At 68.4% G+C, this 22,963-nt stretch carries 33 protein-coding genes; 1 reads left to right on the top strand and 32 read right to left on the bottom strand.

Annotation, left to right across the window (positions count from 1 at the left end):
* Positions 1-279: 279 nt before the first annotated feature.
* Positions 280-2,136: a glutamine--fructose-6-phosphate transaminase (isomerizing) gene (gene glmS / locus ACFWA9_RS02305; protein WP_329488100.1), complete on the bottom strand. Its 1,857-nt coding sequence runs from the start codon at positions 2,134-2,136 to the stop codon at positions 280-282.
* A 99-nt stretch (positions 2,137-2,235) separates the two neighbouring features.
* Here glmS and coaA point away from each other — a divergent pair, with 99 nt between their 5' ends.
* Positions 2,236-3,231: a type I pantothenate kinase gene (gene coaA / locus ACFWA9_RS02300; RefSeq protein ID WP_380382410.1), complete on the top strand. Its 996-nt coding sequence runs from the start codon at positions 2,236-2,238 to the stop codon at positions 3,229-3,231.
* 79 nt (positions 3,232-3,310) lie between these two features.
* On the opposite strand, the gene glmM is transcribed toward coaA, so the two are convergent.
* The 31 genes from glmM to rpsS all read right to left on the bottom strand — a co-directional run bounded on the left by glmM (position 3,311) and on the right by rpsS (position 22,954).
* Positions 3,311-4,675 (bottom strand): phosphoglucosamine mutase, encoded by a 1,365-nt coding sequence (glmM, locus tag ACFWA9_RS02295; protein ID WP_352286376.1) that lies wholly within the window; start codon positions 4,673-4,675, stop codon positions 3,311-3,313.
* A 179-nt stretch (positions 4,676-4,854) separates the two neighbouring features.
* Positions 4,855-5,358: a 30S ribosomal protein S9 gene (gene rpsI / locus ACFWA9_RS02290; RefSeq protein ID WP_329488104.1), complete on the bottom strand. Its 504-nt coding sequence runs from the start codon at positions 5,356-5,358 to the stop codon at positions 4,855-4,857.
* Positions 5,359-5,404: 46 nt separating this feature from the next.
* On the bottom strand, positions 5,405-5,848 hold the full coding sequence (gene rplM / locus ACFWA9_RS02285; RefSeq protein ID WP_329488106.1) for a 50S ribosomal protein L13: 444 nt from the start codon (positions 5,846-5,848) through the stop codon (positions 5,405-5,407).
* A gap of 286 nt (positions 5,849-6,134) precedes the next feature.
* Entirely contained in the window at positions 6,135-7,808 is a 1,674-nt protein-coding gene (locus ACFWA9_RS02280; RefSeq protein ID WP_329488108.1) for an ATP-binding cassette domain-containing protein, read from the bottom strand.
* A 41-nt stretch (positions 7,809-7,849) separates the two neighbouring features.
* Positions 7,850-8,761 carry a tRNA pseudouridine(38-40) synthase TruA gene (truA, locus tag ACFWA9_RS02275; RefSeq protein ID WP_329488110.1) on the bottom strand — a complete coding sequence of 304 codons (912 nt, stop codon included), beginning with the start codon at positions 8,759-8,761 and terminating at the stop codon, positions 7,850-7,852.
* 77 nt (positions 8,762-8,838) lie between these two features.
* Positions 8,839-9,327, bottom strand: coding sequence for a 50S ribosomal protein L17 (gene rplQ / locus ACFWA9_RS02270; protein WP_352286372.1), 489 nt, complete (start codon positions 9,325-9,327; stop codon positions 8,839-8,841).
* A 126-nt stretch (positions 9,328-9,453) separates the two neighbouring features.
* On the bottom strand, positions 9,454-10,476 hold the full coding sequence (locus ACFWA9_RS02265) for a DNA-directed RNA polymerase subunit alpha (protein ID WP_030232516.1): 1,023 nt from the start codon (positions 10,474-10,476) through the stop codon (positions 9,454-9,456).
* Between the two features lie 129 nt (positions 10,477-10,605).
* Positions 10,606-11,013: a 30S ribosomal protein S11 gene (gene rpsK, locus ACFWA9_RS02260; protein ID WP_030232513.1), complete on the bottom strand. Its 408-nt coding sequence runs from the start codon at positions 11,011-11,013 to the stop codon at positions 10,606-10,608.
* A gap of 72 nt (positions 11,014-11,085) precedes the next feature.
* The gene (gene rpsM / locus ACFWA9_RS02255; RefSeq protein ID WP_329488114.1) at positions 11,086-11,466 is read right to left on the bottom strand and encodes a 30S ribosomal protein S13; all 381 of its coding nucleotides are present in this window, start codon (positions 11,464-11,466) and stop codon (positions 11,086-11,088) included.
* Positions 11,467-11,645: 179 nt separating this feature from the next.
* Positions 11,646-11,759 carry a 50S ribosomal protein L36 gene (gene rpmJ / locus ACFWA9_RS02250; protein WP_003956441.1) on the bottom strand — a complete coding sequence of 38 codons (114 nt, stop codon included), beginning with the start codon at positions 11,757-11,759 and terminating at the stop codon, positions 11,646-11,648.
* 33 nt (positions 11,760-11,792) lie between these two features.
* Positions 11,793-12,014, bottom strand: coding sequence for a translation initiation factor IF-1 (gene infA / locus ACFWA9_RS02245; protein WP_003956442.1), 222 nt, complete (start codon positions 12,012-12,014; stop codon positions 11,793-11,795).
* A 196-nt stretch (positions 12,015-12,210) separates the two neighbouring features.
* Positions 12,211-12,636 (bottom strand): large conductance mechanosensitive channel protein MscL, encoded by a 426-nt coding sequence (gene mscL / locus ACFWA9_RS02240; RefSeq protein WP_380382406.1) that lies wholly within the window; start codon positions 12,634-12,636, stop codon positions 12,211-12,213.
* 138 nt (positions 12,637-12,774) lie between these two features.
* Positions 12,775-13,614, bottom strand: coding sequence for a type I methionyl aminopeptidase (gene map, locus ACFWA9_RS02235; RefSeq protein WP_329488116.1), 840 nt, complete (start codon positions 13,612-13,614; stop codon positions 12,775-12,777).
* 131 nt (positions 13,615-13,745) lie between these two features.
* A complete protein-coding gene (locus ACFWA9_RS02230; RefSeq protein ID WP_329488117.1) occupies positions 13,746-14,399 on the bottom strand; it encodes an adenylate kinase in 654 nt (217 codons plus the stop codon).
* A complete protein-coding gene (gene secY / locus ACFWA9_RS02225) occupies positions 14,399-15,709 on the bottom strand; it encodes a preprotein translocase subunit SecY (RefSeq protein WP_380382403.1) in 1,311 nt (436 codons plus the stop codon). Before secY ends, ACFWA9_RS02230 begins: the two co-directional genes overlap by 1 nt.
* Before the next feature lie 320 nt (positions 15,710-16,029).
* The gene (gene rplO, locus ACFWA9_RS02220) at positions 16,030-16,482 is read right to left on the bottom strand and encodes a 50S ribosomal protein L15 (RefSeq protein ID WP_380382401.1); all 453 of its coding nucleotides are present in this window, start codon (positions 16,480-16,482) and stop codon (positions 16,030-16,032) included.
* Between the two features lie 2 nt (positions 16,483-16,484).
* Positions 16,485-16,667, bottom strand: coding sequence for a 50S ribosomal protein L30 (gene rpmD, locus ACFWA9_RS02215; RefSeq protein ID WP_030300409.1), 183 nt, complete (start codon positions 16,665-16,667; stop codon positions 16,485-16,487).
* Positions 16,667-17,290, bottom strand: coding sequence for a 30S ribosomal protein S5 (gene rpsE / locus ACFWA9_RS02210; protein ID WP_030055834.1), 624 nt, complete (start codon positions 17,288-17,290; stop codon positions 16,667-16,669). Before rpsE ends, rpmD begins: the two co-directional genes overlap by 1 nt.
* A gap of 48 nt (positions 17,291-17,338) precedes the next feature.
* On the bottom strand, positions 17,339-17,722 hold the full coding sequence (gene rplR, locus ACFWA9_RS02205; RefSeq protein ID WP_209414075.1) for a 50S ribosomal protein L18: 384 nt from the start codon (positions 17,720-17,722) through the stop codon (positions 17,339-17,341).
* Positions 17,723-17,725: 3 nt separating this feature from the next.
* Complete coding sequence (gene rplF / locus ACFWA9_RS02200; RefSeq protein WP_329488120.1) at positions 17,726-18,265, bottom strand: 50S ribosomal protein L6; 540 nt, start codon at positions 18,263-18,265, stop codon at positions 17,726-17,728.
* Positions 18,266-18,287: 22 nt separating this feature from the next.
* Positions 18,288-18,695 (bottom strand): 30S ribosomal protein S8, encoded by a 408-nt coding sequence (gene rpsH / locus ACFWA9_RS02195; RefSeq protein WP_031063036.1) that lies wholly within the window; start codon positions 18,693-18,695, stop codon positions 18,288-18,290.
* 274 nt (positions 18,696-18,969) lie between these two features.
* Entirely contained in the window at positions 18,970-19,155 is a 186-nt protein-coding gene (locus ACFWA9_RS02190) for a type Z 30S ribosomal protein S14 (RefSeq protein ID WP_030393303.1), read from the bottom strand.
* Between the two features lie 4 nt (positions 19,156-19,159).
* A complete protein-coding gene (gene rplE, locus ACFWA9_RS02185; protein WP_030300393.1) occupies positions 19,160-19,729 on the bottom strand; it encodes a 50S ribosomal protein L5 in 570 nt (189 codons plus the stop codon).
* Positions 19,729-20,040 (bottom strand): 50S ribosomal protein L24, encoded by a 312-nt coding sequence (gene rplX, locus ACFWA9_RS02180; protein WP_030055828.1) that lies wholly within the window; start codon positions 20,038-20,040, stop codon positions 19,729-19,731. The genes rplE and rplX overlap by 1 nt, the downstream gene beginning before the upstream one ends.
* Before the next feature lie 15 nt (positions 20,041-20,055).
* The gene (gene rplN / locus ACFWA9_RS02175; protein WP_030393301.1) at positions 20,056-20,427 is read right to left on the bottom strand and encodes a 50S ribosomal protein L14; all 372 of its coding nucleotides are present in this window, start codon (positions 20,425-20,427) and stop codon (positions 20,056-20,058) included.
* Positions 20,428-20,529: 102 nt separating this feature from the next.
* Positions 20,530-20,802 carry a 30S ribosomal protein S17 gene (gene rpsQ / locus ACFWA9_RS02170; RefSeq protein ID WP_030055826.1) on the bottom strand — a complete coding sequence of 91 codons (273 nt, stop codon included), beginning with the start codon at positions 20,800-20,802 and terminating at the stop codon, positions 20,530-20,532.
* Positions 20,802-21,026 (bottom strand): 50S ribosomal protein L29, encoded by a 225-nt coding sequence (gene rpmC, locus ACFWA9_RS02165; protein WP_063348970.1) that lies wholly within the window; start codon positions 21,024-21,026, stop codon positions 20,802-20,804. The genes rpsQ and rpmC overlap by 1 nt, the downstream gene beginning before the upstream one ends.
* Positions 21,026-21,445, bottom strand: coding sequence for a 50S ribosomal protein L16 (rplP, locus tag ACFWA9_RS02160; RefSeq protein ID WP_030393299.1), 420 nt, complete (start codon positions 21,443-21,445; stop codon positions 21,026-21,028). The genes rpmC and rplP overlap by 1 nt, the downstream gene beginning before the upstream one ends.
* Before the next feature lie 5 nt (positions 21,446-21,450).
* The gene (rpsC, locus tag ACFWA9_RS02155; RefSeq protein ID WP_327677868.1) at positions 21,451-22,275 is read right to left on the bottom strand and encodes a 30S ribosomal protein S3; all 825 of its coding nucleotides are present in this window, start codon (positions 22,273-22,275) and stop codon (positions 21,451-21,453) included.
* Positions 22,275-22,622 (bottom strand): 50S ribosomal protein L22, encoded by a 348-nt coding sequence (gene rplV / locus ACFWA9_RS02150; protein WP_329488124.1) that lies wholly within the window; start codon positions 22,620-22,622, stop codon positions 22,275-22,277. Before rplV ends, rpsC begins: the two co-directional genes overlap by 1 nt.
* Before the next feature lie 50 nt (positions 22,623-22,672).
* The gene (gene rpsS, locus ACFWA9_RS02145) at positions 22,673-22,954 is read right to left on the bottom strand and encodes a 30S ribosomal protein S19 (protein ID WP_030055821.1); all 282 of its coding nucleotides are present in this window, start codon (positions 22,952-22,954) and stop codon (positions 22,673-22,675) included.
* Between the last annotated feature and the right edge of the window lie 9 nt (positions 22,955-22,963).

Genomic DNA, 22,963 nt, shown 5'->3' with positions numbered 1-22,963 from the left:
CGCGGCACTTCCCGAGATCGAGCGCCGGCTCCCGGCCGGAGGCTCCGGCTCCCGGCGTCCGGCGTCCGGCGTCCGGCGTCCGGCGTCCTCATGGTCTTCGCGGTGACGTCGCCCGACCCGGTCAAGGGCCGGCCGACCGCGGCAGCCACCGCGACCGCGACGAGGTCCCGTCCAGCGAAGCTGATCGACCCGCCCCGTTCCCCCCGCCGCTCGACACGGTGCCCCTGCGGTAGGACGCAGCCACCGCAGGGGCACCACCCGAGTCAGAACGGCGATCGGCTACTCGACGGTGACCGACTTCGCCAGGTTGCGCGGCTGGTCGACCTCGTGGCCCTTGGCCGTGGCCAGCTCGCAGGCGAAGACCTGCAGCGGCACGGTGGAGACCAGCGGCTGCAGCAGGGTCGGCGTCACGGGGATGCGGATCAGGTGGTCCGCGTACGGGACGACCGCCTCGTCGCCCTCCTCCGCGATGACGATGGTGCGCGCACCGCGGGCCCGGATCTCCTGGATGTTGGAGACGATCTTGTCGTGCAGGATCGACCGCCCGCGCGGCGACGGCACGACCACCACGACCGGCAGCCCCTCCTCGATCAGCGCGATCGGCCCGTGCTTCAGCTCGCCCGCCGCGAAGCCCTCGGCGTGCATGTACGCCAGTTCCTTGAGCTTGAGCGCGCCCTCCAGGGCCACCGGGAAGCCGACGTGCCGGCCGAGGAACAGCACGGACTTGGCGTCGGCCAGCGAACGCGCCAGCTCGCGGACCGGCTCCATGGTCTGGAGCACCTGCTCGACCTGCTTGGGCGCGTCGCCGAGCTCCTTGATGACCGCGGAGATCTCGTCGCCCCACTTGGTGCCGCGCACCTGGCCCAGGTAGAGCGCGACCAGGTAGCAGGCGACCAGCTGAGTCAGGAACGCCTTGGTGGAGGCGACCGCCACCTCCGGGCCGGCGTGCGTGTAGAGCACCGCGTCCGACTCGCGCGGGATGGTCGAGCCGTTGGTGTTGCAGATCGCCAGCACCTTGGCGCCCTGCTCGCGCGCGTGCCGCAGCGCCATCAGGGTGTCCATGGTCTCGCCGGACTGCGAGATCGCGATGACCAGCGTGCCCGGGCCCATGATCGGGTCGCGGTAGCGGAACTCCGAGGCCACCTCGACCTCGCAGGGGATGCGGGTCCAGTGCTCGATCGCGTACTTGGCGATCATGCCGGCGTGGAAGGCCGTGCCACAGGCGACGATGACGACCTTGTCCACCGAGCGCAGGTCCGCGTCGGAGATCCGCAGCTCGTCGAGGGTGAGCCGGCCGTCGGTGCCGATCCGGCCGAGGAGGGTGTCGGCGACGGCCTTCGGCTGCTCGGCGATCTCCTTGAGCATGAAGTAGTCGTAGCCGCCCTTCTCGGCGGCCGAGGCGTCCCAGTCGACGTGGTACTCGCGCACCTCGGCCGGGTTGCCGTCGAAGTCGGTCACCGTGACGCCGTCCCGGCGCAGCTCGACGACCTGGTCCTGACCGAGCTCGATCGCCTCACGGGTGTGGGCGATGAACGCGGCCACGTCCGAGGCGAGGAAGTTCTCGCCCTCGCCGCGCCCGACCACCAGCGGCGAGTTGCGGCGCGCGCCGACCACGACGTCCGGCGCGTCGGCGTGCACGGCGACGAGGGTGAACGCGCCGTCCAGCCGGCGGCAGACGATCCGCATGGCCTCCGCGAGGTCGCCCTCGTACACCTCGGCCAGCAGGTGCGCGACGACCTCGGTGTCCGTCTCGGAGCGCAGCGTGCGGCCGCGCTCGGTCAGCTCCGCACGCAGCTGGGCGAAGTTCTCGATGATGCCGTTGTGGACCACGGCCACCCGGACGGCGTCGTCCAGGTGGGGGTGGGCATTGGCGTCCGTCGGGCCGCCGTGGGTGGCCCATCGGGTGTGGCCGATGCCGGTGGTGCCGCCGGGAAGAGGGGTCTCGGCGAGCGACTTCTCCAGGTTGGCGAGCTTGCCCGCCCGCTTGTCGGTGGCGAGGCTCCACTGCCCGTCGGAGCCCTGCACCTGCACCGCGACACCGGCCGAGTCGTAGCCCCGGTACTCCAGTCGCTGCAGGCCTGCGATTACTACATCAAGGGCGGGCTGAGAGCCCACGTATCCAACGATTCCGCACATGCGTGCCAGCATAAGGGCGCCCGGGACGCCCCATTCGCACCCTTCCCCCACCGTGCGTGACCGACACCACAGCCACCGTGAACGCCGCTACGGCCCACAATGGAGCATGTGCTGACCGAACTCTGTACGCGGGGCGCCGCCACGCCCGGCCCGTCGCCGTCCCCCTACGTGGACCTCAGCCGGGCCGAGTGGAGCGCGCTGCGCGAGCGTACGCCGCTGCCGCTGACCGCCGAGGAGGTGGAACGGCTGCGCGGTCTCGGTACCGCCCTCGACCTGGACGAGGTCCGTGACGTCTACCTGCCGCTGTCCCGCCTGCTGAACCTCTACATCCACGCCACCCACGACCTGCGGGGCGCGCTGGGCACCTTCCTGGACACGCCGGACACCGAACGCACCCGCACGCCGTTCATCATCGGCGTGGCCGGCTCCGTCGCGGTCGGCAAGTCCACCACCGCCCGGCTGCTCCAGGCGCTGCTGGCCCGCTGGCCCGAGCACCCCCGGGTCGAGCTGGTCACCACCGACGGGTTCCTGCTGCCCAACGCCGAGCTGCGCAGGCGCGGCCTGATGGCCCGCAAGGGCTTCCCGGAGTCCTACGACCGCCGTGCGCTGATGCGCTTCGTGGCGGACGTGAAGGCCGGCAAGGAGCTGGTCACCGCGCCGGTGTACTCGCACCTGGTGTACGACATCGTGCCCGGCGAGCGGCTGACCGTGGAGCGTCCGGACATCCTCATCGTCGAGGGCCTGAACGTGCTCCAGCCGGCCCTGCCCGGGACGGACGGCCGCACCAGGCTCGCGGTCACCGACTACTTCGACTTCTCCATCTACGTCGACGCACGCACCGACGACATCGAGACCTGGTACCTGGACCGCTTCCGCAAGCTGCGGCAGACCGCCTTCCAGGACCCGAACTCCTACTTCCGCCGCTTCACCGAGGTGCCGGAGGAGGAGGCGATGGAGTACGGCCGCCAGGTCTGGCGCACCATCAACAAGCCGAACCTGCTGGAGAACGTGCTGCCCACCCGCGGCCGCGCGACCCTCGTCCTGCAGAAGGGCCAGGACCACAAGGTCCGCCGCGCGCTGCTGCGCAAGCTCTGACCCGGGCCGCCCCGACAGAACGCCGCAGGGCCCCCGCCGTTCGTCACGGCGGGGGCCCTGCTCGCACGCTGAGCGGGCGTCAGCCCAGGTACGTGCGGACGGCCTCGGCCAGCCGCTCGGCGACGGCCTTGGCCTGCACCTGGTCGGCGGCCTCGACCATCACCCGGACCAGCGGCTCGGTGCCCGAGGGGCGCAGCAGCACCCGGCCGGTGGAGCCCAGCTCGGCCTCGGCCTCGGCGACCGCCGCGGACAGCTCGACGCAGGAGTTCACCCGGCTCTTGTCCACGCCCTTGACGTTGATCAGCAGCTGCGGAAGCCGGGTCATCACGGCGGCCAGGTCGGCCAGCGGCTGCTTGGTGGCGGCCAGCCGGGCGCCCAGCATCAGACCGGTCAGGGTGCCGTCACCGGTGGTGGCGTGGTCCAGCAGGATGACGTGGCCGGACTGCTCGCCGCCGAGCGCGAAGCCGTGCTCCTTCATCGCCTCCAGCACGTAGCGGTCGCCAACCGCGGTCTGCACCAGCTCGACGCCCTCGCGCTCCATCGCCAGCTTGAAGCCCAGGTTGGACATCACGGTGGCGACGGCGGTGTTGCCGCGCAGGGTGCCGGCCTCCTTCATGGCGACGGCCAGGATCGCGATGATCTGGTCGCCGTCGACCTCGTTGCCCTCCGCGTCGGCGGCCAGGCAGCGGTCGGCGTCGCCGTCGAGCGCGATGCCGAGGTCGGCCCGGTACTCCTTCATCGCGGCCTGCAGCCGGTCCAGGTGGGTGGAGCCGACGCCGTCGTTGATGTTGAGACCGGTGGGCTCCGCCCCCAGGGTGTGGACGACCTCGGCGCCGGCCCGGGCGAACGCCTCGGGGGCGACGTAGGCGGCCGCGCCGTGCGCGCCGTCGATGACGACCCGGATGCCGTCCAGGCGGTTGGGCAGCACGCCGATCAGGTGGGCGACGTACTTGTCGAAGCCCTCGGTGTACTCGCGGACCCGGCCGACGGCCTCGCCGGTCGGGCGCTTCCACTCCTCGCCGCCGACGGCGTGGGCCCGGTAGTGCGCCTCGATGGCGTCCTCGATCCGGTCGTCCAGCTTGTGGCCGCCCCGGGCGAGGAACTTGATGCCGTTGTCCGGCATGGCGTTGTGGCTGGCGGAGAGCATCACGCCGAAGTCGGCGCCGAGGGCGCCGGTGAGGTAGGCCACCGCCGGGGTGGGCAGCACGCCGACCCGCAGCACGTCGACGCCCGCGCTCGCCAGGCCGGCGATGACCGCGGCCTCCAGGAACTCGCCCGAGGCGCGCGGGTCGCGGCCGACCACCGCGACCGGCCGGTGGCCGTCGAAGGCCCCCGCCTCACCGAGGACGTGCGCCGACGCGACGGACAGCCCGAGCGCGAGCTCCGCCGTCAGCCCCACGTTGGCCACACCGCGTACGCCGTCCGTACCGAAGAGTCGTCCCACTGTCCCGTCCTCCATCACCGCTGCTGGCAGGTAAACCCGGCAGTCCATTCGATCGAATCCCCGGCCTTCGCACCATGCGCGGGGAGCACGACGCCCCGGAGTACACGGGGTACTCCGGGGCGTGAGAGCGCAACCGGGGGTGTGCACCACCAGGGCGGCACACACCCCCTCGGGCGCGACTAGCGCTTGCTGTACTGCGGGGCCTTGCGGGCCTTCTTGAGACCGGCCTTCTTGCGCTCGACGGCACGCGCGTCACGCATCAGGAAGCCGGCCTTCTTGAGGGCGGCGCGGTTGTTGTCCACGTCGGCCTCGTTCAGGGCGCGGGCCACGCCGAGGCGCAGCGCGTAGGCCTGACCGGAGGTGCCGCCACCCGAGATGCGGGCGACGACGTCGTAACGACCGTCCAGCTCCAGCAGCTTGAAGGGCTCGTTCACGGTCTGCTGGTGCACCTTGTTGGGGAAGTAGTTCTCCAGGGTGCGACCGTTGATCTTCCAGACGCCGGTGCCCGGGACGATGCGCACGCGGGCGATCGCCTCCTTGCGGCGGCCAAGGCCGGCGCCGGGGACGGCCTCGCCGAAGCGGCCGGCCAGCGACTCGGAGGTGTAGCTCTCCTCGGAGGTGAACTCGCCCTCGACGACGGTCTCGTCGAAGTCGACCTCAAGGGTTTCAGTGGTCTCGGCCACGGTGTTCCTCAGCTCTTTTCAGTGTTGGGGGGCTAGGTGGCCGGAGTTACTGCGCGACCTGGGTGATCTCGAACGGCACCGGCTGCTGCGCAGCGTGGGGGTGCTGGTCGCCCGAGTAGACCTTCAGCTTCGAGAGCATCTGGCGACCCAGGGTGTTCTTGGGGATCATGCCCTTGATGGCCTTCTCGACGGCCTTCTCCGGGTTGTTCGCCAGGAGGTCGTCGTAGCGGACCGAGCGGAGACCGCCCGGGAAGCCGCTGTGGCGGTACGCCAGCTTCTGGGTCTTCTTGTTACCCGACAGGTGCACCTTGTCCGCGTTGATGATGATGACGAAGTCACCGGTGTCAACGTGCGGCGCGTAGATCGCCTTGTGCTTACCCCGGAGGATGTTGGCGGCCTGGGAGGCCAGGCGGCCGAGCACGACGTCGGTCGCGTCGATGACGTGCCACTGACGCTGGACGTCGCCGGGCTTGGGGCTGTACGTACGCACGGTCGTAGCCTCTGCTTTTCAGTGAGTGAGTCCTGACAGGAGCACCCGGTCGAGGGCATCAGCCTGGCCGCCTTGGACGCAATTCAAGGGGAGCCGCTGGGTCGTCGACCTGATATCTCCGGCGTACCGACCTCTCACGTGAGATAGAGCGAGCCAATACGCACAACAAGCCCCCAGGCTACCGGGCGCGCCGGGGTCGGTCAAAATCCCCCCTCGGCGGCCGGGCCGGAAAGCGGCCCGGACGGCCCCCGATCGGCGCTCCCGCACCGCCCGGGCGGGGCTCCGGTCAGCGCTCGCGCTCGACCCGGGTGACGTCCCAGACCGGGTCCGCGGACTCGTACACACGGCCGTCCGCGCCGAAGACCAGGAAGCGGTCGAAGGTCTTGGCGAACCACCGGTCGTGCGTGACGCACAACACGGTGCCGTCGAAGGCCTCCAGGCCGGCCTGCAGCGCCTCGGCGCTCTCCAGGTCCAGGTTGTCGGTCGGTTCGTCCAGCAACAGCGCCGTCACGCCGTCCAGTTCGAGCTTGAGGATCATCAGCCGGGCCTGCTGGCCGCCGGACAGCGACTCGAACTTCTGCTCCTCCTGGCGGTCCAGCTCGTAGCGCCGCAGCGCCCCCATCGCGGCGCCGCGGCTGAGCGCGTGCTCCTCCTCGACGATCGAGCGCACCGTGCGGCCGAAGAGCTCCGGGTGGGCGTGGGTCTGCCGGAAGTGGCCCGGCACGACACGGGCGCCGAGCTTCCACTGACCGGTGTGGGCGACCGTCCCGTCGCCGGCGAGCAGCCGCAGGAAGTGCGACTTGCCCGAGCCGTTGGAGCCCAGCACGCCGATCCGCTCGCCGTAGAAGACCTCCAGGTCGAACGGCTTCATCAGGCCGGTGAGCTCCAGCTGCTCCATGGTGAAGGCCCGGACGCCCGTCCGGCCGCCCTTGAGCCGCATGGTGATGTTCTGCTCGCGGGGCGGCTCCTCCGGGCGGCCCGCCTCCTCGAACTTCTTCAGCCTGGTCTGCGCCGCGGCGTAGCGGGTGGCCAGCGCGTGGCTGACCGAGGCGGCCTGGCGCAGGGTGACCACCAGCTTCTTGAGCTTGGCGTGCTCCTCGTCCCAGCGCCGGCCGAGTTCCTCGAAGCGGGCGAAGCGGTCCTTGCGGGCCTCGTGGAAGGAGTCGAAGCCGCCGCCGTGCACCCAGACGCTGCTGCCGGCCGCGCCGGACTCGACGCTGATGATCTTCTCGGCGGTACGGGAGAGCAGTTCGCGGTCGTGCGAGATGTAGAGCACGGTCTTGGAGGTGGCCTTGATCGCCTCCTCCAGCCAGCGCTTGCCGGGGACGTCCAGGTAGTTGTCCGGCTCGTCCAGCAGCAGCACCTCCTCGGGGCCGCGCAGCAGGGCCTCCAGGACGAGGCGCTTCTGCTCTCCGCCGGAGAGCGTGTTCAGCCCGCGCCACTGGGCCTTGTCGAAGGGCATCCCGAGGGCCGCCGTGGTGCAGACGTCCCAGTCGGTCTCGTAGTCGTAGCCGCCGACGTCGGCCCAGTCGGAGAGCGCCTGGGCGTAGGCCATCTGCGTCTTCTCGTCGTCCTGGGCGATCATCGCCAGCTCGGCGGCGTCGACCGCGCGGGCCGCGACGGCGATCCGCTCGGGGGCCACCGAGACCAGCAGGTCGCGGACGGAGGCGTCGGCGGCCAGCGGGGCCGGGCCCTGCCGGTCCTCGTCGTCCTGCTTCGCCTCGCGCCCGGTGGTGCCGACGAACTGGCGCATCACGCCGAGGCCACCGCTGATCGTGACCGAGCCGCCGTGCGGCTGGAGGTCGCCCGCGATCATGCGCAGCAGGGTGGTCTTGCCGGCGCCGTTGGCGCCCACCAGGGCGACCGCGGAGCCCTCGCCGACCCGGAAGGACGCGTCGTCGAACAGCACCCGCCCGTCCGGCAGGTAGTACTCAAGGTGCGAAATCTCGACGTGTCCCATGCGGACGATTCTCCCAAGCCGCGGCCCAGGACCAAAACGGATTAGCCGACCACCGGCTGCCCCGGCAGCGTCCTGATCCGGCGGGCCAGCCGGCTGCGCTCGGCGAGCTGGTCGTCGGCCGGGTAGCCGACCTCCTCCAGCGTCAGCCCGTACGGCCGGATCACGTTGACCGCGGAGTTGCGCACCCCGCCGGCCAGCACCTCGCCGGGGAACTCCACCGGCCGGTGCCCGTCGCCGACCAGCAGCATCGCGCCGACCAGGGCCCGCACCATGTTGTGGCAGAAGGCGTCGGCGCGGACGGTGGCGACCGCCAGCGAGCCCTCCTGCGAGGCGTAGGAGTCGACCGGGACGCGGTCCCAGCGCAGTTCCAGCAGCGTGCGGATGGTCGTCGCGCCCTCGCGCTTCTTGCAGTACGCGGCGAAGTCGTGCTCCCCCAGCAGCAGCGCCGCGGCCGCGTTCATCCGCTCGACGTCCAGCGGCCGGTCGTGCCAGAGCACATGGCCGCGCAGCAGCGGGTCCACCCCGCCGGGGTGGTCGGCGACGCGGTAGGCGTAGCGGCGCCAGATCGCCGAGAAGCGGGCGTCGAAGCCGGCCGGCGCCTCGCCGATCCGGTAGATCCGGACGTCCCCGGGCAGCCGCCCGGCCAGCCTGCGCAGCAGCTTCTCGCGGTGCGCGGCCCACAGCTCGGCCGGCAGGTCGACGTGCGCGACCTGGCCGCGCGCGTGCACACCGGCGTCGGTCCGTCCGGCGACCGTCAGCGGGTACAGCTCGGTGCTGCGGGTGACGATCTGCAGCGCGCTCTCGATCTCCTCCTGCACCGTGCGGCGGCCACCGCGCTGGCGGGCCCAGCCGGAGAACTCCGCGCCCTGGTAGGCGAGGTCGAGCCGGACCCGGACGTACCCGTCGGCCGGGCCGTCCTTCACCGGCGGACGCTCGGCGCAATCGTCGATCACTGCTTCACTCCAGACAGAAGGAACGGGCCCGCTCCCCCACGGAATGGGAGAGCGGGCCCGCACTGCACCCAAAGGCGTCAGGCCTGCTCGGCCTCGGCCTCGTCGGCCTTGGTGTCCTCGGCCTTGGTCTCCTCGACCTTGGCCTCGGCCTCCTTGACGGCGCGCTTGGTGGCACCCTCGGCCTCGCCGACGGCGGTCTGCGCGACGGTCAGCGCCTCGACCAGCTCGATCACGGCCATCGGGGCGTTGTCGCCACGACGGGGACCGATCTTGGTGATACGGGTGTAGCCACCCGGGCGGTTCTCGTAGCGCGGCGCGATCTCGGTGAAGAGGGTGTGCAGCACGGAGATGTCGGTGATCGTCTTGCGAACCAGGCGACGGTTGTGGATGTCGCCCTTCTTCGCCTTGGTGATCAGCTTCTCCGCCAGCGGGCGCATCCGACGGGCCTTGGCCTCGGTCGTGGTGATGCGGCCGTACTGGAACAGCTCCCGGCACAGGCCGGCCAGCAGCAGCGGCTCGTGGTGGGGGCCGCCGCCGAGGCGGGCACCCTTGGTGGGACGCGGCATGGAATTACTCCTTGAATCTCCGACTGCGGCCGTACCAGGTACCGCAGCGGGCGCACGGGCACGGTGCCCGTACGGCTTTCATGATGACGGGGGCGGCTCCGGGGAACCGCCCCCACCAGCAAACTCTTAGTACTGCTCGGTCTCCGCGTAACCCGCGTCGTCCAGGTCGTCGGCGCCGAAGGCGTCGGCGGCGGCGGTCGGGTCGAACCCGGGCGGGCTGTCCTTGAGGGCCAGGCCCATGCCGGCCAGCTTCGCCTTGACCTCGTCGATCGACTTCGCACCGAAGTTGCGGATGTCGAGCAGGTCGGCCTCGGAGCGGGCGACGAGCTCACCCACGGTGTGGATGCCCTCGCGCTTGAGGCAGTTGTACGACCGAACGGTGAGCTCGAGCTCCTCGATCGGCAGCGCCAGGTCGGCGGCCAGGGCGGCGTCCGTGGGGGACGGCCCCATGTCGATGCCCTCAGCGTCGATGTTCAGCTCGCGGGCGAGACCGAACAGCTCCACCAGGGTCTTGCCGGCCGAGGCCATGGCGTCACGCGGGCGCATGGCGGGCTTGGTCTCGACGTCGACGATCAGCTTGTCGAAGTCGGTCCGCTGCTCGACACGGGTCGCCTCGACCTTGTAGGTGACCTTCAGCACGGGGCTGTAGATCGAGTCGACCGGGATGCGGCCGATCTCCTGGCCGGAAGCCTTGTTCTGCACGGCGGAGACGTAGCCGCGACCGCGCTCGACGGTCAGCTCCATCTCCAGCTTGCCCTTGCCGTTCAGCGTGGCGAGGACCAGCTCGGGGTTGTGCACCTCGACACCGGCCGGCGGCGCGATGTCGGCGGCGGTGACCACACCCGGGCCCTGCTTGCGCAGGTACATCACGACCGGCTCGTCGTGCTCCGAGGAGACGACCAGCTGCTTGATGTTGAGGATGAGGTCGGTGACGTCCTCCTTGACGCCCGGCACGGTGGTGAACTCGTGCAGGACGCCGTCGACCCGGATGCTGGTGACAGCGGCACCGGGGATCGAGGAGAGGAGCGTGCGGCGAAGGGAGTTGCCGAGGGTGTAGCCGAAGCCCGGCTCCAGCGGCTCGATCACGAACCGCGAGCGGAATTCGTCGACGACCTCTTCGGTCAGCGAGGGACGCTGAGCGATCAGCATGTTTTCAGATCCTCCAGTTGTCTTCGGCACCCACTATTTGATGCCGAACAGAACCAGCGTACGGGGTCCCGGACGAACCGGGACCCCGTACGCGGTGTCAAGCGAACACCAGTGCCCGAAGGCGCTGCGTCAGACGCGGCGGCGCTTCGGCGGACGGCAGCCGTTGTGCGGGGTGGGGGTGACGTCCTGGATCGAGCCCACCTCCAGGCCGGTGGCCTGGAGCGAGCGGATCGCGGTCTCACGGCCGGAGCCCGGACCCTTGACGAAGACGTCGACCTTGCGCATGCCGTGCTCCTGCGCGCGACGGGCAGCGGCCTCGGCGGCCATCTGCGCGGCGAACGGGGTGGACTTGCGCGAGCCCTTGAAGCCGACGTGGCCGGCGGAGGCCCAGGAGATCACGTTGCCCGCGGGGTCGGTGATCGAAACGATGGTGTTGTTGAACGTGCTCTTGATGTGCGCGTGGCCGTGAGCGACGTTCTTCTTTTCCTTGCGGCGGATCTTCTTCGCGCCGGCAGCCTGACGACCCTTGGGGGGCATAAGTCTGTTCTCCTACTGAGGTGGTCGGTCCGCTGACCCGCGGGCCGGAGGGATGTCCGGTGACGGGACGGACTACTTCTTGCCCGGCTTCTTCTTGCCGGCGATCGCGCGACGCGGGCCCTTGCGGGTACGCGCGTTGGTGTGGGTGCGCTGACCGCGGACCGGCAGGCCGCGGCGGTGACGCAGACCCTCGTAGCAGCCGATCTCGACCTTGCGGCGGATGTCGGCGGCCACCTCACGGCGGAGGTCACCCTCGACCGTGTAGTTGGCGTCGATGTACTGACCCAGCTTGACGAGGTCTTCCTCGGAGATGTCGCGAACGCGGACATCCGGGCTGACGCCGGTCTCGGCCAGGGTCTGCTGGGCGCGGGTACGACCGATGCCGTACACGTAGGTAAGGGCGATCTCGATCCGCTTCTCACGGGGGAGATCAACGCCGGCGAGGCGTGCCATTCAAGGCTCCTGTGTTTCTTCAGAGGTCTTGCGTGCTACCTACTCCGACACCTCACGGTGTGGGAGCCCCGGCCTCTGACCGGGGGTGGCAGTCCGCCCTGCGAAGGGCGGATCGGGTAGCCCGCTTATGACGTTTTCGCGTCGCGCGAAGTACTACGAGAAATGCTGGGGAGAACTGATCAGCCCTGGCGCTGCTTGTGGCGCAGGTTGTCGCAGATCACCATGACCCGGCCGTGACGGCGGATCACCTTGCACTTGTCGCAGATCTTCTTGACGCTCGGCTTGACCTTCATGCTTCAGGTTCTCCGGGTCTAGATCTGACGTTCTTACTTGTAGCGGTAGACGATCCGGCCGCGCGTGAGGTCGTAGGGGCTGAGCTCCACCACGACCCGGTCGTCCGGCAGGATGCGGATGTAGTGCATGCGCATCTTGCCGCTGATGTGCGCGAGGACCTTGTGACCGTTCTGCAGCTCGACCTTGAACATCGCGTTCGGAAGAGACTCGATCACGGTGCCCTCGATCTCAATGGCGCCTTGCTTCTTAGCCATGAACTGCGAGATCCACCTTCCGGGACCGGCTACCGTATGCGGCACGCTCGTGCGAACCTGGGTCCACCCCGTCCCCCGAGAGGGAAGAGGGCGTGCTGGAGCACGCTACGAGTGAGCCGACGGTCCATCCTACGCCAGTGGGCCCGATGGGCCAAAACGAGGCCGCCGGGCGCGGCCGGCGCCGCCCGTCCGGCCGTCACAGGCCGGGGCTGACCACCAGCGGCTCGACCTGGGCGGTGCAGGCGCTGCAGCGGCGCGCGGCCTGCGGTATCTCGGTCAGGCACTCGGGGCAGGGGCGCTTCGGGGACTTCGGCTTCTTCGGCAGGTAGCGGGCGGTGGCCTTGGTCACCGGCAGCACGACGCAGAAGTACAGCACCGCGGCGGTCATGAGGAACGCGATCAGCACGTTGAGGAACTGCCCCCACGGGAAGATGACCCCGCCCAGGTTGGCCTTGTAGGAGCTGAAGTCGCCCGCGGCACCGACCACCACGCCGACCAGCGGGGTGAGGAAGGCCGACACGAAGCCGGTCACCACGCCGGTGAAGGCCGCACCGATGACGACACCGACGGCCATGTCGACCACGTTGCCGCGCATCATGAAGTCGCGGAATCCCTTGAGCACTGCACTCTCCTGCTTGATCGAAGCCGCTGAAGCCAGTGAAGCCACTGCCAGCCGATAAAAATAGGACAAAAGCCCTGGAGGTCCAAACCCCCAGGGCTCTGATCCGTTGTCGGACGCGGTAGTTGACCGCCTCCGCGACTACCCGAGGGGGTCCGGAGCTGCGGTGATGCCCAGCTTCGCGAGTTCGGCGCGGCCGCCGTCGAAGGCCGTCAGGACCAGCGGGCCCTGCTCGGTGACGGCCACCGAGTGCTCCCAGTGCGAGGCCCAGGTGCCGTCGGTGGTCACGACGGTCCAGTCGTCCTCCAGCACGGTGGTGTGCGGGGTGCCCAGCGAGACCATCGGCTCGATCGCCAGCACGGTGCCGGGGATCAGCTTGGGGCCCTTGCCGCGCCCCCGCTCGACGTAGTTCAGCACGTGCGGCTCCATGTGCATCGCGGTGCCGATGCCGTGGCCGCCGTAGCCCTCGGTGATGCCCCACTTGCCCTTCGGCGGGAGCGGCTGGCGCCGGATGAAGCCCTCGATCGCCTTGGAGACGTCCGCCAGGCGGTTGCCCTTCTTCATCTGGGCGATGCCGGCCCACATCGAGCCCTCGGTGACCCGGCTGAGCATCTCCACCTCGGGGCGCACCTCGCCGACCGCCACGGTGATCGCCGCGTCGCCGTGCCAGCCGTCCACGATGGCGCCGCAGTCGATCGAGATGACGTCGCCCTCCTGGAGCACCCGGTCGCCGGGGATGCCGTGCACGACCTCGTTGTTCACCGAGGCGCAGATCACCCCGGGGAACCAGAGCCCGCCGTGGTCGGCGCGGAAGTTCGAGGTGGCGCCGTGGTCGGTGATGACCTTGTCCGCGATGTCGTTGAGCTCCTGGGTGGTCACCCCCGGAGCGACCGCCTCCCGGCAGGCCTTGAGCGCCTCGGCGACGACCAGCCCGGCCACTCGCATCTTCGCGATCTGCTCGGGGGTCTTGATCTCCACCATCTGGTCACGCCTTCCTAGGGTTCCCGCCCGGTCCTTGCCGGGCGGCCGTGCACTCGTTCCACCGTACGACGCCGTACGGCCGCGCTGCCCCGGCGAGGGGCGGCGCGGCCGTACGGCGTCGCTCGGTAATGTCAGTTGTCCTGCTTCAGCGCCTCGATCGCGCGCTGGGTCACCTCGTCCACCTTGCCGAGCGCGGGGATCGTCGCCACCAGGCCCTGCTGGGCGTAGTAGTCGATGATCGGCTCGGTCTCGGTGTGGTAGACCTCCAGCCGCGTCCGCACCTTCTCCTCGGTGTCGTCCGAGCGCTGGTACAGCTCACCGCCGCACTCGTCGCAGACGCCCTCGGCCTTCGGCGGGTTGTAGTCCACGTGGAACACGTGACCCCCGTCGTTGCGGCACAGGCGACGGCCGGCGATCCGGCGGACGACCTCGTCCTCGGGAACCTCCAGGTCCAGCACGCCGTCCAGCGCGATGCCCTGCTCGGCCAGGAACTCGTCCAGCGCCTTGGCCTGGCCAAGGTTGCGCGGGAAGCCGTCGAGCAGGAAGCCGTTGCCGGCGTCGGGCTGGAGCATGCGGTCCTTGGCCATCCCGATGGTGACCTCATCCGGTACCAGGCGACCCGCGTCCATGAAGCTCTTGGCCTCGAGCCCCAGCGGGGTGCCCTGACCGATGTTGGCGCGGAACAGGTCGCCGGTGGAGATGTGGGGAATGGACAGGGTCTTGGCGAGCAGGTGCGCCTGAGTACCCTTCCCGGCCCCGGGAGGTCCGACGAGGACGATACGCATCAGCGGAGGAACCCTTCGTAATTGCGCTGCTGGAGCTGGCTCTCGATCTGCTTCACAGTTTCGAGTCCGACGCCGACGACGATGAGAACGCTGGTGCCGCCGAACGGGAAGTTGGTCTGCTGCCCGAAGGCCACCAGGGCGATCATCGGGATCAACGCGATCAGGCCCAGGTAGAGCGAACCCGGCCACGTGATGCGGGTGAGCACGTAGTTCAGGTACTCGGCCGTCGGCCGGCCGGCCCGGATGCCCGGGATGAACCCACCATACTTCTTCATATTGTCGGCAACTTCTTCGGGGTTGAAGGAGATGGCGACGTAGAAGAAGGCGAAGAAGACGATCAGCAGGAAGTAGGTGGCCATGTAGACCGGGTGGTCACCCTTGACGAAGTTGGTCCTGATCCACGTCGCCCAGCCGGCCTGGCTGCTGGTCAGCTGGACCACCAGGGCGGGGATGTACAGCAGCGACGAGGCGAAGATGACCGGGATGACACCGGCCTGGTTCACCTTGAGGGGGATGTAGGTCGAGGTGCCGCCGAAGGCGCGGCGCCCGATCATCCGCTTCGCGTACTGCACCGGGATCCGGCGCTGCGCCTGCTCCACGAAGATGACCAGCATCACAACGATGACGCCGACCGCGACCACGGACAGGAACTCGACCCAGCCGCCGCCGATGGTGCCGGAGGTCTTGATCGCCCACATCGAGCCCGGGAAGCCCGAGGCGATCGAGGTGAAGATGAGGATCGACATGCCGTTGCCGATGCCGCGGTCGGTGATCAGCTCACCCAGCCACATGATGAACGTGGTGCCGGCGGTCATCGTGATCACCATGACGGCGATCCGGAACACCGACTGGTCCGGCACGATCTGGTTGGCGTAGATGCAGCCCGAGAACAGCGCGCCGCTGGAGGCCGTCGCCACGATGCCGGTGCCCTGGAGCACGGCGAGCGCGATGGTCAGGTAGCGCGTGTACTGGGTGATCTTCGCGGTACCGGCCTGCCCCTCCTTCTTCAGCGCCTCGAGCCGCGGGATCACGACGGTGAGGAGCTGGAGGATGATGCTGGCCGTGATGTACGGCATGATGCCGAGCGCGAAGATCGTGAGCTGGAGGAGCGCGCCACCACTGAACAGGTTGACGAGCCCGAACAATCCGCTGCTCTTGGTGTCCTTCACACATTCGTTGACAGCTTGGAAGCTGACCCCGGGTACCGGGACGTGGGAGCCCAGCCGGAACAGCACCATGATGCCCAGCGTGAACAGCAGCTTCTTGCGCAGGTCGGGCGTCTGGAACGCCCGCGCGAACGCACTGAGCACGGTGCCTCCTGCGCCTCCCGCGCGTCGTCGGCGGGAGGGTCGGTCCTGAATGGGGAGTTTGCGGTTCGGGCCCCCGTACAGACGGCACAGGCGAGCCTACGCGCAGCCTACAAGGGAACTCCACGGACTCTAACAGTGCGCGGCCGCTCGAAAGAAGCGCGTACGGCCCCTCCCCCACTCACGGGGTACGGGATGCCCGGGTTTGCCACACAAAAGAACGAGGCCCGTACCCGCTTGAGTGCGGCTACGGACCACCGGGACAACGCACGAGCCCCGCACCTCCGTGAAGGAGGTGCGGGGCTCGTGGGGAGTCAGCGGGCTCAGACGAGCTCGGTGACGGTACCGCCGGCGGCGGTGATCTTCTCGGCGGCGGAGCCGGAGACGGCGTCGACCGTCACCTGCAGCGCGACCGAGATCTCGCCGGTGCCGAGCACCTTGACGAGGGAGTTCTTGCGAACCGCGCCCTTGGCGATCAGGTCCTCGACAGTGACCTCGCCACCCTGCGGGTAGAGCTCGGCCAGCTTGTCGAGGTTGACAACCTGGAACGTGATCTTGAACGGGTTCTTGAAGCCCTTCAGCTTCGGCAGGCGCATGTGGAGCGGCATCTGGCCACCCTCGAAGCGCTGCGGAACCTGGTAGCGGGCCTTGGTGCCCTTGGTACCACGACCGGCGGTCTTACCCTTGGAGCCCTCACCACGACCGACACGGGTCTTGGCGGTCTTGGCACCCGGGGCGGGACGCAGGTTGTGAACCTTGATCGGCGAGTCGCCCATAATCAGTCCACCTCCTCGACCGTGACGAGGTGACGCACGGTCTGGGCCATCCCGCGGATCTCGGGACGGTCCTCCTTGACGACCACATCGTGCATGCGCTTCAGACCCAGCGAGCGCAGCGTCTCGCGGTGGTTCTGCTTGCTGCCGATGTAGGACTTGGTCTGCGTGATCTTCAGGCGAGCCATCAGGCACTCACCCCTGCAGCACGAGCCCGCAGCAGAGCGGCGGGAGCCACGTCCTCCAGCGGCAGGCCACGACGGGCGGCGATCTCCTCGGGGCGCACGAGGCCCTTCAGAGCGGCCACCGTGGCGTGCACGATGTTGATCGCGTTGTCGGAGCCGAGCGACTTCGACAGGATGTCGTGGATACCGGCGCACTCGAGCACGGCACGCACCGGGCCACCGGCGATAACACCGGTACCGGGGGCAGCCGGCTTCAGGAGCACGACGCCGGCAGCCTTCTCGCCCTGGATCGGGTGAGGGATGGTGCCCTGGATACGGGGGACCTTGAAGAAGTTCTTCTTGGCCTCCTCAACACCCTTGGCGATGGCGGCCGGAACCTCCTTCGCCTTCCCGTAACCGACACCTACGGTGCCGTCACCGTCGCCCACCACGACCAGCGCGGTGAAGCTGAAACGACGACCACCCTTGACAACCTTGGCGACACGGTTGATCGCAACGACGCGCTCGACGTAAGCGGTCTTCTCGACGGCGGGGGCATTGCCCCGGTCGTCACGCTTACGGTCACGCCGCTCGCCACCGCCGGTGCCGCCGCCGGCGCCGCTACCGCGGCGCTGGGGTCCAGCCATTGGAATTACCTCTCTCGATTACGTCCGTCGACTGAGCCGACGAGCGGCTTAGAAGTCGAGCCCGGCCTCACGGGCAGCATCGGCCAGAGCGGCGATGCGGCCTGCGTACCGGTTGCCCGCGCGGTCGAAGACGACCGACTCGATGCCGGCGGCCTTGGCGCGCTCGGCGACCAGGCTCCCGACCTTCTTGGCCAGCTCGGTCTTGTCGCCCTCGACGCCCTTGATGGACACGTCGAGGGTGGACGCCGACGCCAGGGTGTGACCCTTGGCGTCGTCGATGACCTGGGCGACCATGTGACGGTTCGAGCGCGTCACAACGAGGCGCGGACGCACCTCGGTGCCGACGACGCGCTTGCGAACGCGGATCGCGCGGCGCTTGCGAGCGGCGCTCTTGTAGGCGTTGCCCTTGCCGATCTTGACAGAGACGCTCATCGCTTACTTACCACTCTTTCCGACCTTGCGGCGGATGACCTCGCCCGCGTACTTGACGCCCTTGGCCTTGTACGGGTCGGGCTTGCGCAGCTTGCGGATCTTCGCGGCGACCTCGCCGACCTTCTGCTTGTCGATGCCGTCCACGTGGAACTTGGTGGCCGACTCGACGACGAAGGTGATGCCCTCCGGGGCCTCGACCAGGATCGGGTGGCTGTAGCCGAGCTGGAACTCCATGTTGGAGCCCTTCGCCAGGACTCGATAGCCAACACCGCTGATCTCCAGCGACTTGCGGTAGCCCGCGGTCACGCCGGTGATCATGTTCGCCACCAGCGTGCGGGAAAGGCCGTGCAGGGCCTTCGACAGACGCTCGTCGTTGGGGCGGGTGACGAGCAGCGTGCCGTCCTCGCCCTTGCCGATCTCGATCGGCGCGGCGACATGGTGGGTGAGGGAGCCCTTGGGGCCCTTCACCGAGACCGCCTGGCCATCGATGGTGACGTCCACGCCGGCGGGAACCGGGATGGGCAGCCGTCCAATGCGCGACATTGCTGTACCTCCGTTTCCCGAATTACCAGACGTAGGCGAGAACTTCTCCGCCTACGCCCTTCTTGGCTGCCTGCTTGTCGGTGAGGAGACCGGAGGACGTGGAGATGATCGCCACGCCCAGGCCGCCGAGCACCTTCGGCAGGTTGGTGGACTTTGCGTAGACCCGCAGGCCCGGCTTGCTGATCCGCTTGATGCCAGCGATCGAGCGCTCACGGTTGGGACCGAACTTGAGCTCGATGGTCAGCTTCTTGCCGACCTCGCCCTCGACGGGCTCCTCAACCTTGTAGGAGGAGATGTACCCCTCCTGCTGCAGGATCTGGGCGACGTGCGCCTTGATCTTGCTGGCCGGCATCGCCACGGAGTCGTGGTACGCCGAGTTAGCGTTACGCAGACGCGTGAGCATGTCTGCGATGGGGTCGGTCATGGTCATGATGGCCTCAGGCCTCTCTCGCCGTGGTTTCTCCGCACCAGGTCCCCCGTGTTCCTGAGGAACACGGGGCACAGGCGCAGGGGACCTGCGACGTAGTAAGTCTGGGTGCGAGCCCTCGAAGAGGGTCAGCGGCCGCTACGGAGCGACCGTGACAGGGGGCCCGACCCCACTACCTTACGGGATTCCGTACGGGAGCCCAAAAACGGGCGATGTGGGATCGGGCACCCTGCTTCGCGTGATGCGACTAGAGCGGTTGCCCTCTAAGGGAAGAGGACTACCAGGAGCTCTTGGTCACGCCCGGCAGCTCGCCGCGGTGCGCCATCTCACGGAGGCACACACGGCAGAGGCCGAACTTGCGGTACACCGAGTGCGGGCGACCGCAGCGCTGGCACCGGGTGTAGGCCCGGACGCCGAACTTCGGCTTCCGCTCGGCCTTTGCGATGAGGGACTTCTTCGCCATTGGCTCACGCCTCCTTGAACGGGAAGCCCAGAGCGCGCAGGAGCGCCCGGCCCTCGTCGTCGGTCTGAGCGGTGGTCACGACGGTGATGTCCATACCGCGCTGACGGTCGACCTTGTCCTGGTCGATCTCGTGGAACATAACCTGCTCGGTCAGACCGAAGGTGTAGTTGCCACGGCCGTCGAACTGCTTGGGGGAGAGACCGCGGAAGTCACGGATACGCGGCAGAGCCAGCGACACCAGACGGTCCAGGAACTCCCACATGCGGTCACCACGGAGGGTGACGTGGGTGCCGATCGGCTGGCCCTCGCGCAGCTTGAACTGCGCGATGGACTTACGAGCCTTGGTCACGGCCGGCTTCTGACCGGTGATCGCGGTCAGGTCGCGGATCGCGCCCTCGATCAGCTTGCTGTCACGGGCGGCCTCGCCGACACCCATGTTGACGACGACCTTGACCAGGCCGGGCGTCAGCATGACGTTCTCGTACGAGAACTGCTCCTGCAGCTGACCCTTGATCTCGGAGTTGTAACGCTCCTTGAGACGGGGGGTCACCTTCTCAACAGACGTCTCAGACATCAGATGTCCTCACCGGTTCGCTTGGCAACGCGGATCTTGTTGCCCTCGTCGTCGAAGCGGTAGCCAACGCGGGTGACGACCTTCTTGCCGTCCTTCTCCACGACCAGCTGGACGTTGGAGACGTGCACCGGGGCCTCGACGGTGACAATGCCACCCTGAGTACCCGGGCCCGGCTTGGTGTGCTTCTTGACCCGGTTGACACCCTCGACCAGGACCTTGTTCTCGGCGGGCATGGCCTGGATGACCTTGCCCTGCTTGCCGCGGTCCTTGCCGGTGATGACCTGGACCAGGTCACCCTTCTTGATCTTCATGCTGTTCGCCATGGGTTAGAGCACCTCCGGCGCCAGCGAGATGATCTTCATGAACTTCTTGTCGCGCAGCTCGCGGCCCACCGGGCCGAAGATGCGGGTACCGCGGGGGTCACCATCGGTGTTCTTGAGAACCACGGCGGCGTTCTCGTCGAACCGGATGTACGAACCGTCGGGACGGCGGCGCGACTTCACGGTGCGGACGACGACGCACTTGACGACGTCACCCTTCTTGACCGAACCGCCGGGGATCGCGTCCTTGACGGTCGCGACGATGACGTCCCCGATACCGGCGTAGCGGCGACCGGAACCACCGAGAACGCGGATGCAAAGGATTTCCTTCGCGCCCGTGTTGTCGGCGACACGCAGTCGCGACTCCTGCTGGATCACAGCTTTCTCCTGATCGTCAACGAGAGCTGACGGGCCGGCCGCTGCTCACACCGGCGCCCGCGAGGGACCCGTTGCACATACGGCCGTACCACATCGACTTCGTTACTTGGCCTTCTCGAGGATCTCGACGACGCGCCAGCGCTTCGTCGCGGACAGCGGGCGGGTCTCCGCGAGGAGGACCCGGTCGCCGATGCCGCAGGCGTTCGCCTCGTCGTGCGCCTTCAGCTTGTTCGTACGGCGGATGACCTTGCCGTACAGAGCGTGCTTGACGCGGTCCTCGACGGCGACGACGACGGTCTTGTCCATCTTGTCGCTGACGACGAGGCCCTCACGGGTCTTGCGGAAACCGCGCGTCTCGTTGGTGTTCTCAGTCATCAGGCGTTCTCCACCGTCTCGATGCCCAGCTCGCGCTCGCGCATCAGGGTGTAGATCCGCGCGATGTCCTTACGGACGAGCTTGAGCCGTCCGTGGTTGTCGAGCTGCCCGGTCGCCGCCTGGAAGCGGAGGTTGAACAGCTCCTCCTTGGCCTCACGGAGCTTGGCAACGAGACCCTCGTTGTCCAGCTCGCGGAGGTCAGCAGCCTTGGTGCCGGCCGACATCAGCTCTCACCTGCCTCGCGCCGGATGATCCGGCACTTCATCGGGAGCTTGTGAGCTGCGCGGGTCAGCGCCTCACGAGCCACCTTCTCGTTGGGGTACGACAGCTCGAACATGACCCGACCCGGGTGCACGTTCGCGATCCACCACTCGGGCGAACCCTTACCGGAACCCATGCGGGTCTCGGCCGGCTTCTTGGTGAGCGGACGGTCCGGGTAGATGTTGATCCAGACCTTGCCGCCACGCTTGATGTGACGGGTGACGGCGATACGAGCGGACTCGATCTGCCGGTTCGTCACGTAGGCCGGGGTAACGGCCTGGATGCCGTACTCGCCGAAGGCGAGCTCGGTGCCACCCTTGGAGGCGCCGCGGCGCTTCGGGTGGTGCTGCTTGCGGTGCTTGACCCGACGGGGGATCAGCATTTGGGTCAGGCCTCCGTTCCGGTGTTCTCGGCAGCCGGGGTCTCGGCGGCGACCGGGGCCTGAGCCTCGGTGCCGGCGGGACGACGGCCACGGCCACCGCGCTCGCCACCACGGCGCTCGCCACCGCGGGCGGGACGACCACCCTCGGGACGGGCCGGACGGTTGCCCGAGCGGGCAGCGGCGTTCTCAGCGCGGACCTCGGCGATGTTCTTGACGTCGCCCTTGTAGATCCAGACCTTCACACCGATACGGCCGAAGGTCGTCTTGGCCTCGAAGAAGCCGTAGTCGACGTTCGCGCGCAGGGTGTGCAGCGGCACACGGCCCTCGCGGTAGAACTCCGAACGGCTCATCTCGGCGCCGCCGAGACGACCGGAGCACTGGACCTTGATGCCCTTGGCGCCGGACTTCATGGTGCCCTGCATCGACTTGCGCATGGCACGGCGGAAGGAGACGCGGGAGGACAGCTGCTCCGCGACGCCCTGAGCCACGAGCTGGGCGTCCAGCTCGGGGTTCTTGACCTCGAGGATGTTCAGCTGGACCTGCTTGCCGGTCAGCTTCTCCAGGTCGCCGCGGATGCGGTCGGCCTCGGTGCCACGGCGACCGATGACGATGCCGGGGCGCGCGGTGTGGATGTCGACGCGGACGCGGTCGCGGGTGCGCTCGATCTCAACCTTCGAGATGCCGGCGCGCTCCATGCCCTTCGTCATCATGCGACGAATGGCGACGTCTTCCTTGACGTAGTCCTTGTACAGCTTGTCGGCGTACCAGCGGGACTTGAAGTCCGTGCTGATGCCGAGGCGGAACCCGTGCGGGTTAACCTTCTGGCCCATTACCGGGTCCCTTCCTTGCTGCTGACGACCACGGTGATGTGGCTGGTCCGCTTGCGGATCCGGTAGGCACGGCCCTGGGCACGCGGACGGAACCGCTTCAGGGTCGGGCCCTCGTCAACGTACGCCTCGCTGATGACGAGGTCGTCCACGTTGGAGTGGTTGTAGTTGTGCGCGGCGTTGGCAATGGCGCTGTTGAGCACCTTGCTGACCGGCACGGTAGCGGCCTGCGGAGCGAAACGCAGGACCGCCTGGGCCTCCGTGGCGTTCAGGCCACGGATGAGGTCCACCACGCGGCGGGCCTTCATGGGCGTGACGCGGATGTACCGCGCCTGGGCCCTGGCTTCCATGGTTGTCCCCTTGCTGGTGTAAGTCATTGAGTCGGTAATCTCGCTGGCGACTAGCGACGCTTCGACTTGCGGTCGTCCTTGACGTGACCGCGGAAGGTACGCGTCGGCGCGAACTCGCCGAGCTTGTGGCCGACCATCGACTCGGTGACGAACACCGGGACGTGCTTGCGGCCATCGTGCACCGCGATCGTGTGGCCGAGCATGGCCGGGAAGATCACGGAGCGACGGGACCAGGTCTTGATGACGTTCTGGGTACCCGCCTCGTTCTGAGCGTCCACCTTCTTGAGAAGGTGGCCGTCAATGAAGGGGCCCTTCTTGAGACTGCGCGGCATCTGACCTGC

Origin of the sequence: Kitasatospora sp. NPDC059973, from assembly GCF_042737525.1 — a bacterium.
Lineage (GTDB): Bacteria > Actinomycetota > Actinomycetes > Streptomycetales > Streptomycetaceae > Kitasatospora.
This window is presented reverse-complemented; position numbering and strand designations above follow the sequence as displayed.

What these genes read in the sequence shown, in the direction of transcription:
- rpsC (WP_327677868.1), bottom strand. Translation starts at nt 22,275, where the DNA reads ATGGGCCAGAAGGTTAACCCGCACGGGTTCCGCCTCGGCATCAGCACG.
- rplQ (WP_352286372.1), bottom strand. Translation starts at nt 9,327, where the DNA reads ATGCCGCGTCCCACCAAGGGTGCCCGCCTCGGCGGCGGCCCCCACCAC.
- rplE (WP_030300393.1), bottom strand. Translation starts at nt 19,729, where the DNA reads ATGTCTGAGACGTCTGTTGAGAAGGTGACCCCCCGTCTCAAGGAGCGT.
- rpmD (WP_030300409.1), bottom strand. Translation starts at nt 16,667, where the DNA reads ATGGCTCGCCTGAAGATCACGCAGACCAAGTCCTACATCGGCAGCAAG.
- rpsK (WP_030232513.1), bottom strand. Translation starts at nt 11,013, where the DNA reads ATGCCCCCCAAGGGTCGTCAGGCTGCCGGCGCGAAGAAGATCCGCCGC.
- rpsM (WP_329488114.1), bottom strand. Translation starts at nt 11,466, where the DNA reads ATGGCACGCCTCGCCGGCGTTGATCTCCCCCGTGAGAAGCGGATCGAG.
- rpsE (WP_030055834.1), bottom strand. Translation starts at nt 17,290, where the DNA reads ATGGCTGGACCCCAGCGCCGCGGTAGCGGCGCCGGCGGCGGCACCGGC.
- rpmC (WP_063348970.1), bottom strand. Translation starts at nt 21,026, where the DNA reads ATGTCGGCCGGCACCAAGGCTGCTGACCTCCGCGAGCTGGACAACGAG.
- glmS (WP_329488100.1), bottom strand. Translation starts at nt 2,136, where the DNA reads ATGTGCGGAATCGTTGGATACGTGGGCTCTCAGCCCGCCCTTGATGTA.
- ACFWA9_RS02265 (WP_030232516.1), bottom strand. Translation starts at nt 10,476, where the DNA reads ATGCTGATCGCTCAGCGTCCCTCGCTGACCGAAGAGGTCGTCGACGAA.
- rpsH (WP_031063036.1), bottom strand. Translation starts at nt 18,695, where the DNA reads ATGACCATGACCGACCCCATCGCAGACATGCTCACGCGTCTGCGTAAC.
- rpmJ (WP_003956441.1), bottom strand. Translation starts at nt 11,759, where the DNA reads ATGAAGGTCAAGCCGAGCGTCAAGAAGATCTGCGACAAGTGCAAGGTG.
- rpsS (WP_030055821.1), bottom strand. Translation starts at nt 22,954, where the DNA reads ATGCCGCGCAGTCTCAAGAAGGGCCCCTTCATTGACGGCCACCTTCTC.
- rplF (WP_329488120.1), bottom strand. Translation starts at nt 18,265, where the DNA reads ATGTCGCGCATTGGACGGCTGCCCATCCCGGTTCCCGCCGGCGTGGAC.
- rplP (WP_030393299.1), bottom strand. Translation starts at nt 21,445, where the DNA reads ATGCTGATCCCCCGTCGGGTCAAGCACCGCAAGCAGCACCACCCGAAG.
- ACFWA9_RS02280 (WP_329488108.1), bottom strand. Translation starts at nt 7,808, where the DNA reads ATGGGACACGTCGAGATTTCGCACCTTGAGTACTACCTGCCGGACGGG.
- rplO (WP_380382401.1), bottom strand. Translation starts at nt 16,482, where the DNA reads ATGGGCGACTCGCCGATCAAGGTTCACAACCTGCGTCCCGCCCCGGGT.
- rplR (WP_209414075.1), bottom strand. Translation starts at nt 17,722, where the DNA reads ATGAGCGTCTCTGTCAAGATCGGCAAGGGCAACGCCTACAAGAGCGCC.
- map (WP_329488116.1), bottom strand. Translation starts at nt 13,614, where the DNA reads ATGGTGGAGATCAAGACCCCCGAGCAGATCGCGAAGATGCGAGTGGCC.
- rplX (WP_030055828.1), bottom strand. Translation starts at nt 20,040, where the DNA reads ATGAAGATCAAGAAGGGTGACCTGGTCCAGGTCATCACCGGCAAGGAC.
- rpsQ (WP_030055826.1), bottom strand. Translation starts at nt 20,802, where the DNA reads ATGACTGAGAACACCAACGAGACGCGCGGTTTCCGCAAGACCCGTGAG.
- rplV (WP_329488124.1), bottom strand. Translation starts at nt 22,622, where the DNA reads ATGGAAGCCAGGGCCCAGGCGCGGTACATCCGCGTCACGCCCATGAAG.
- coaA (WP_380382410.1), top strand. Translation starts at nt 2,236, where the DNA reads ATGGAGCATGTGCTGACCGAACTCTGTACGCGGGGCGCCGCCACGCCC.
- ACFWA9_RS02230 (WP_329488117.1), bottom strand. Translation starts at nt 14,399, where the DNA reads ATGCGTATCGTCCTCGTCGGACCTCCCGGGGCCGGGAAGGGTACTCAG.
- infA (WP_003956442.1), bottom strand. Translation starts at nt 12,014, where the DNA reads ATGGCTAAGAAGCAAGGCGCCATTGAGATCGAGGGCACCGTGATCGAG.
- ACFWA9_RS02190 (WP_030393303.1), bottom strand. Translation starts at nt 19,155, where the DNA reads ATGGCGAAGAAGTCCCTCATCGCAAAGGCCGAGCGGAAGCCGAAGTTC.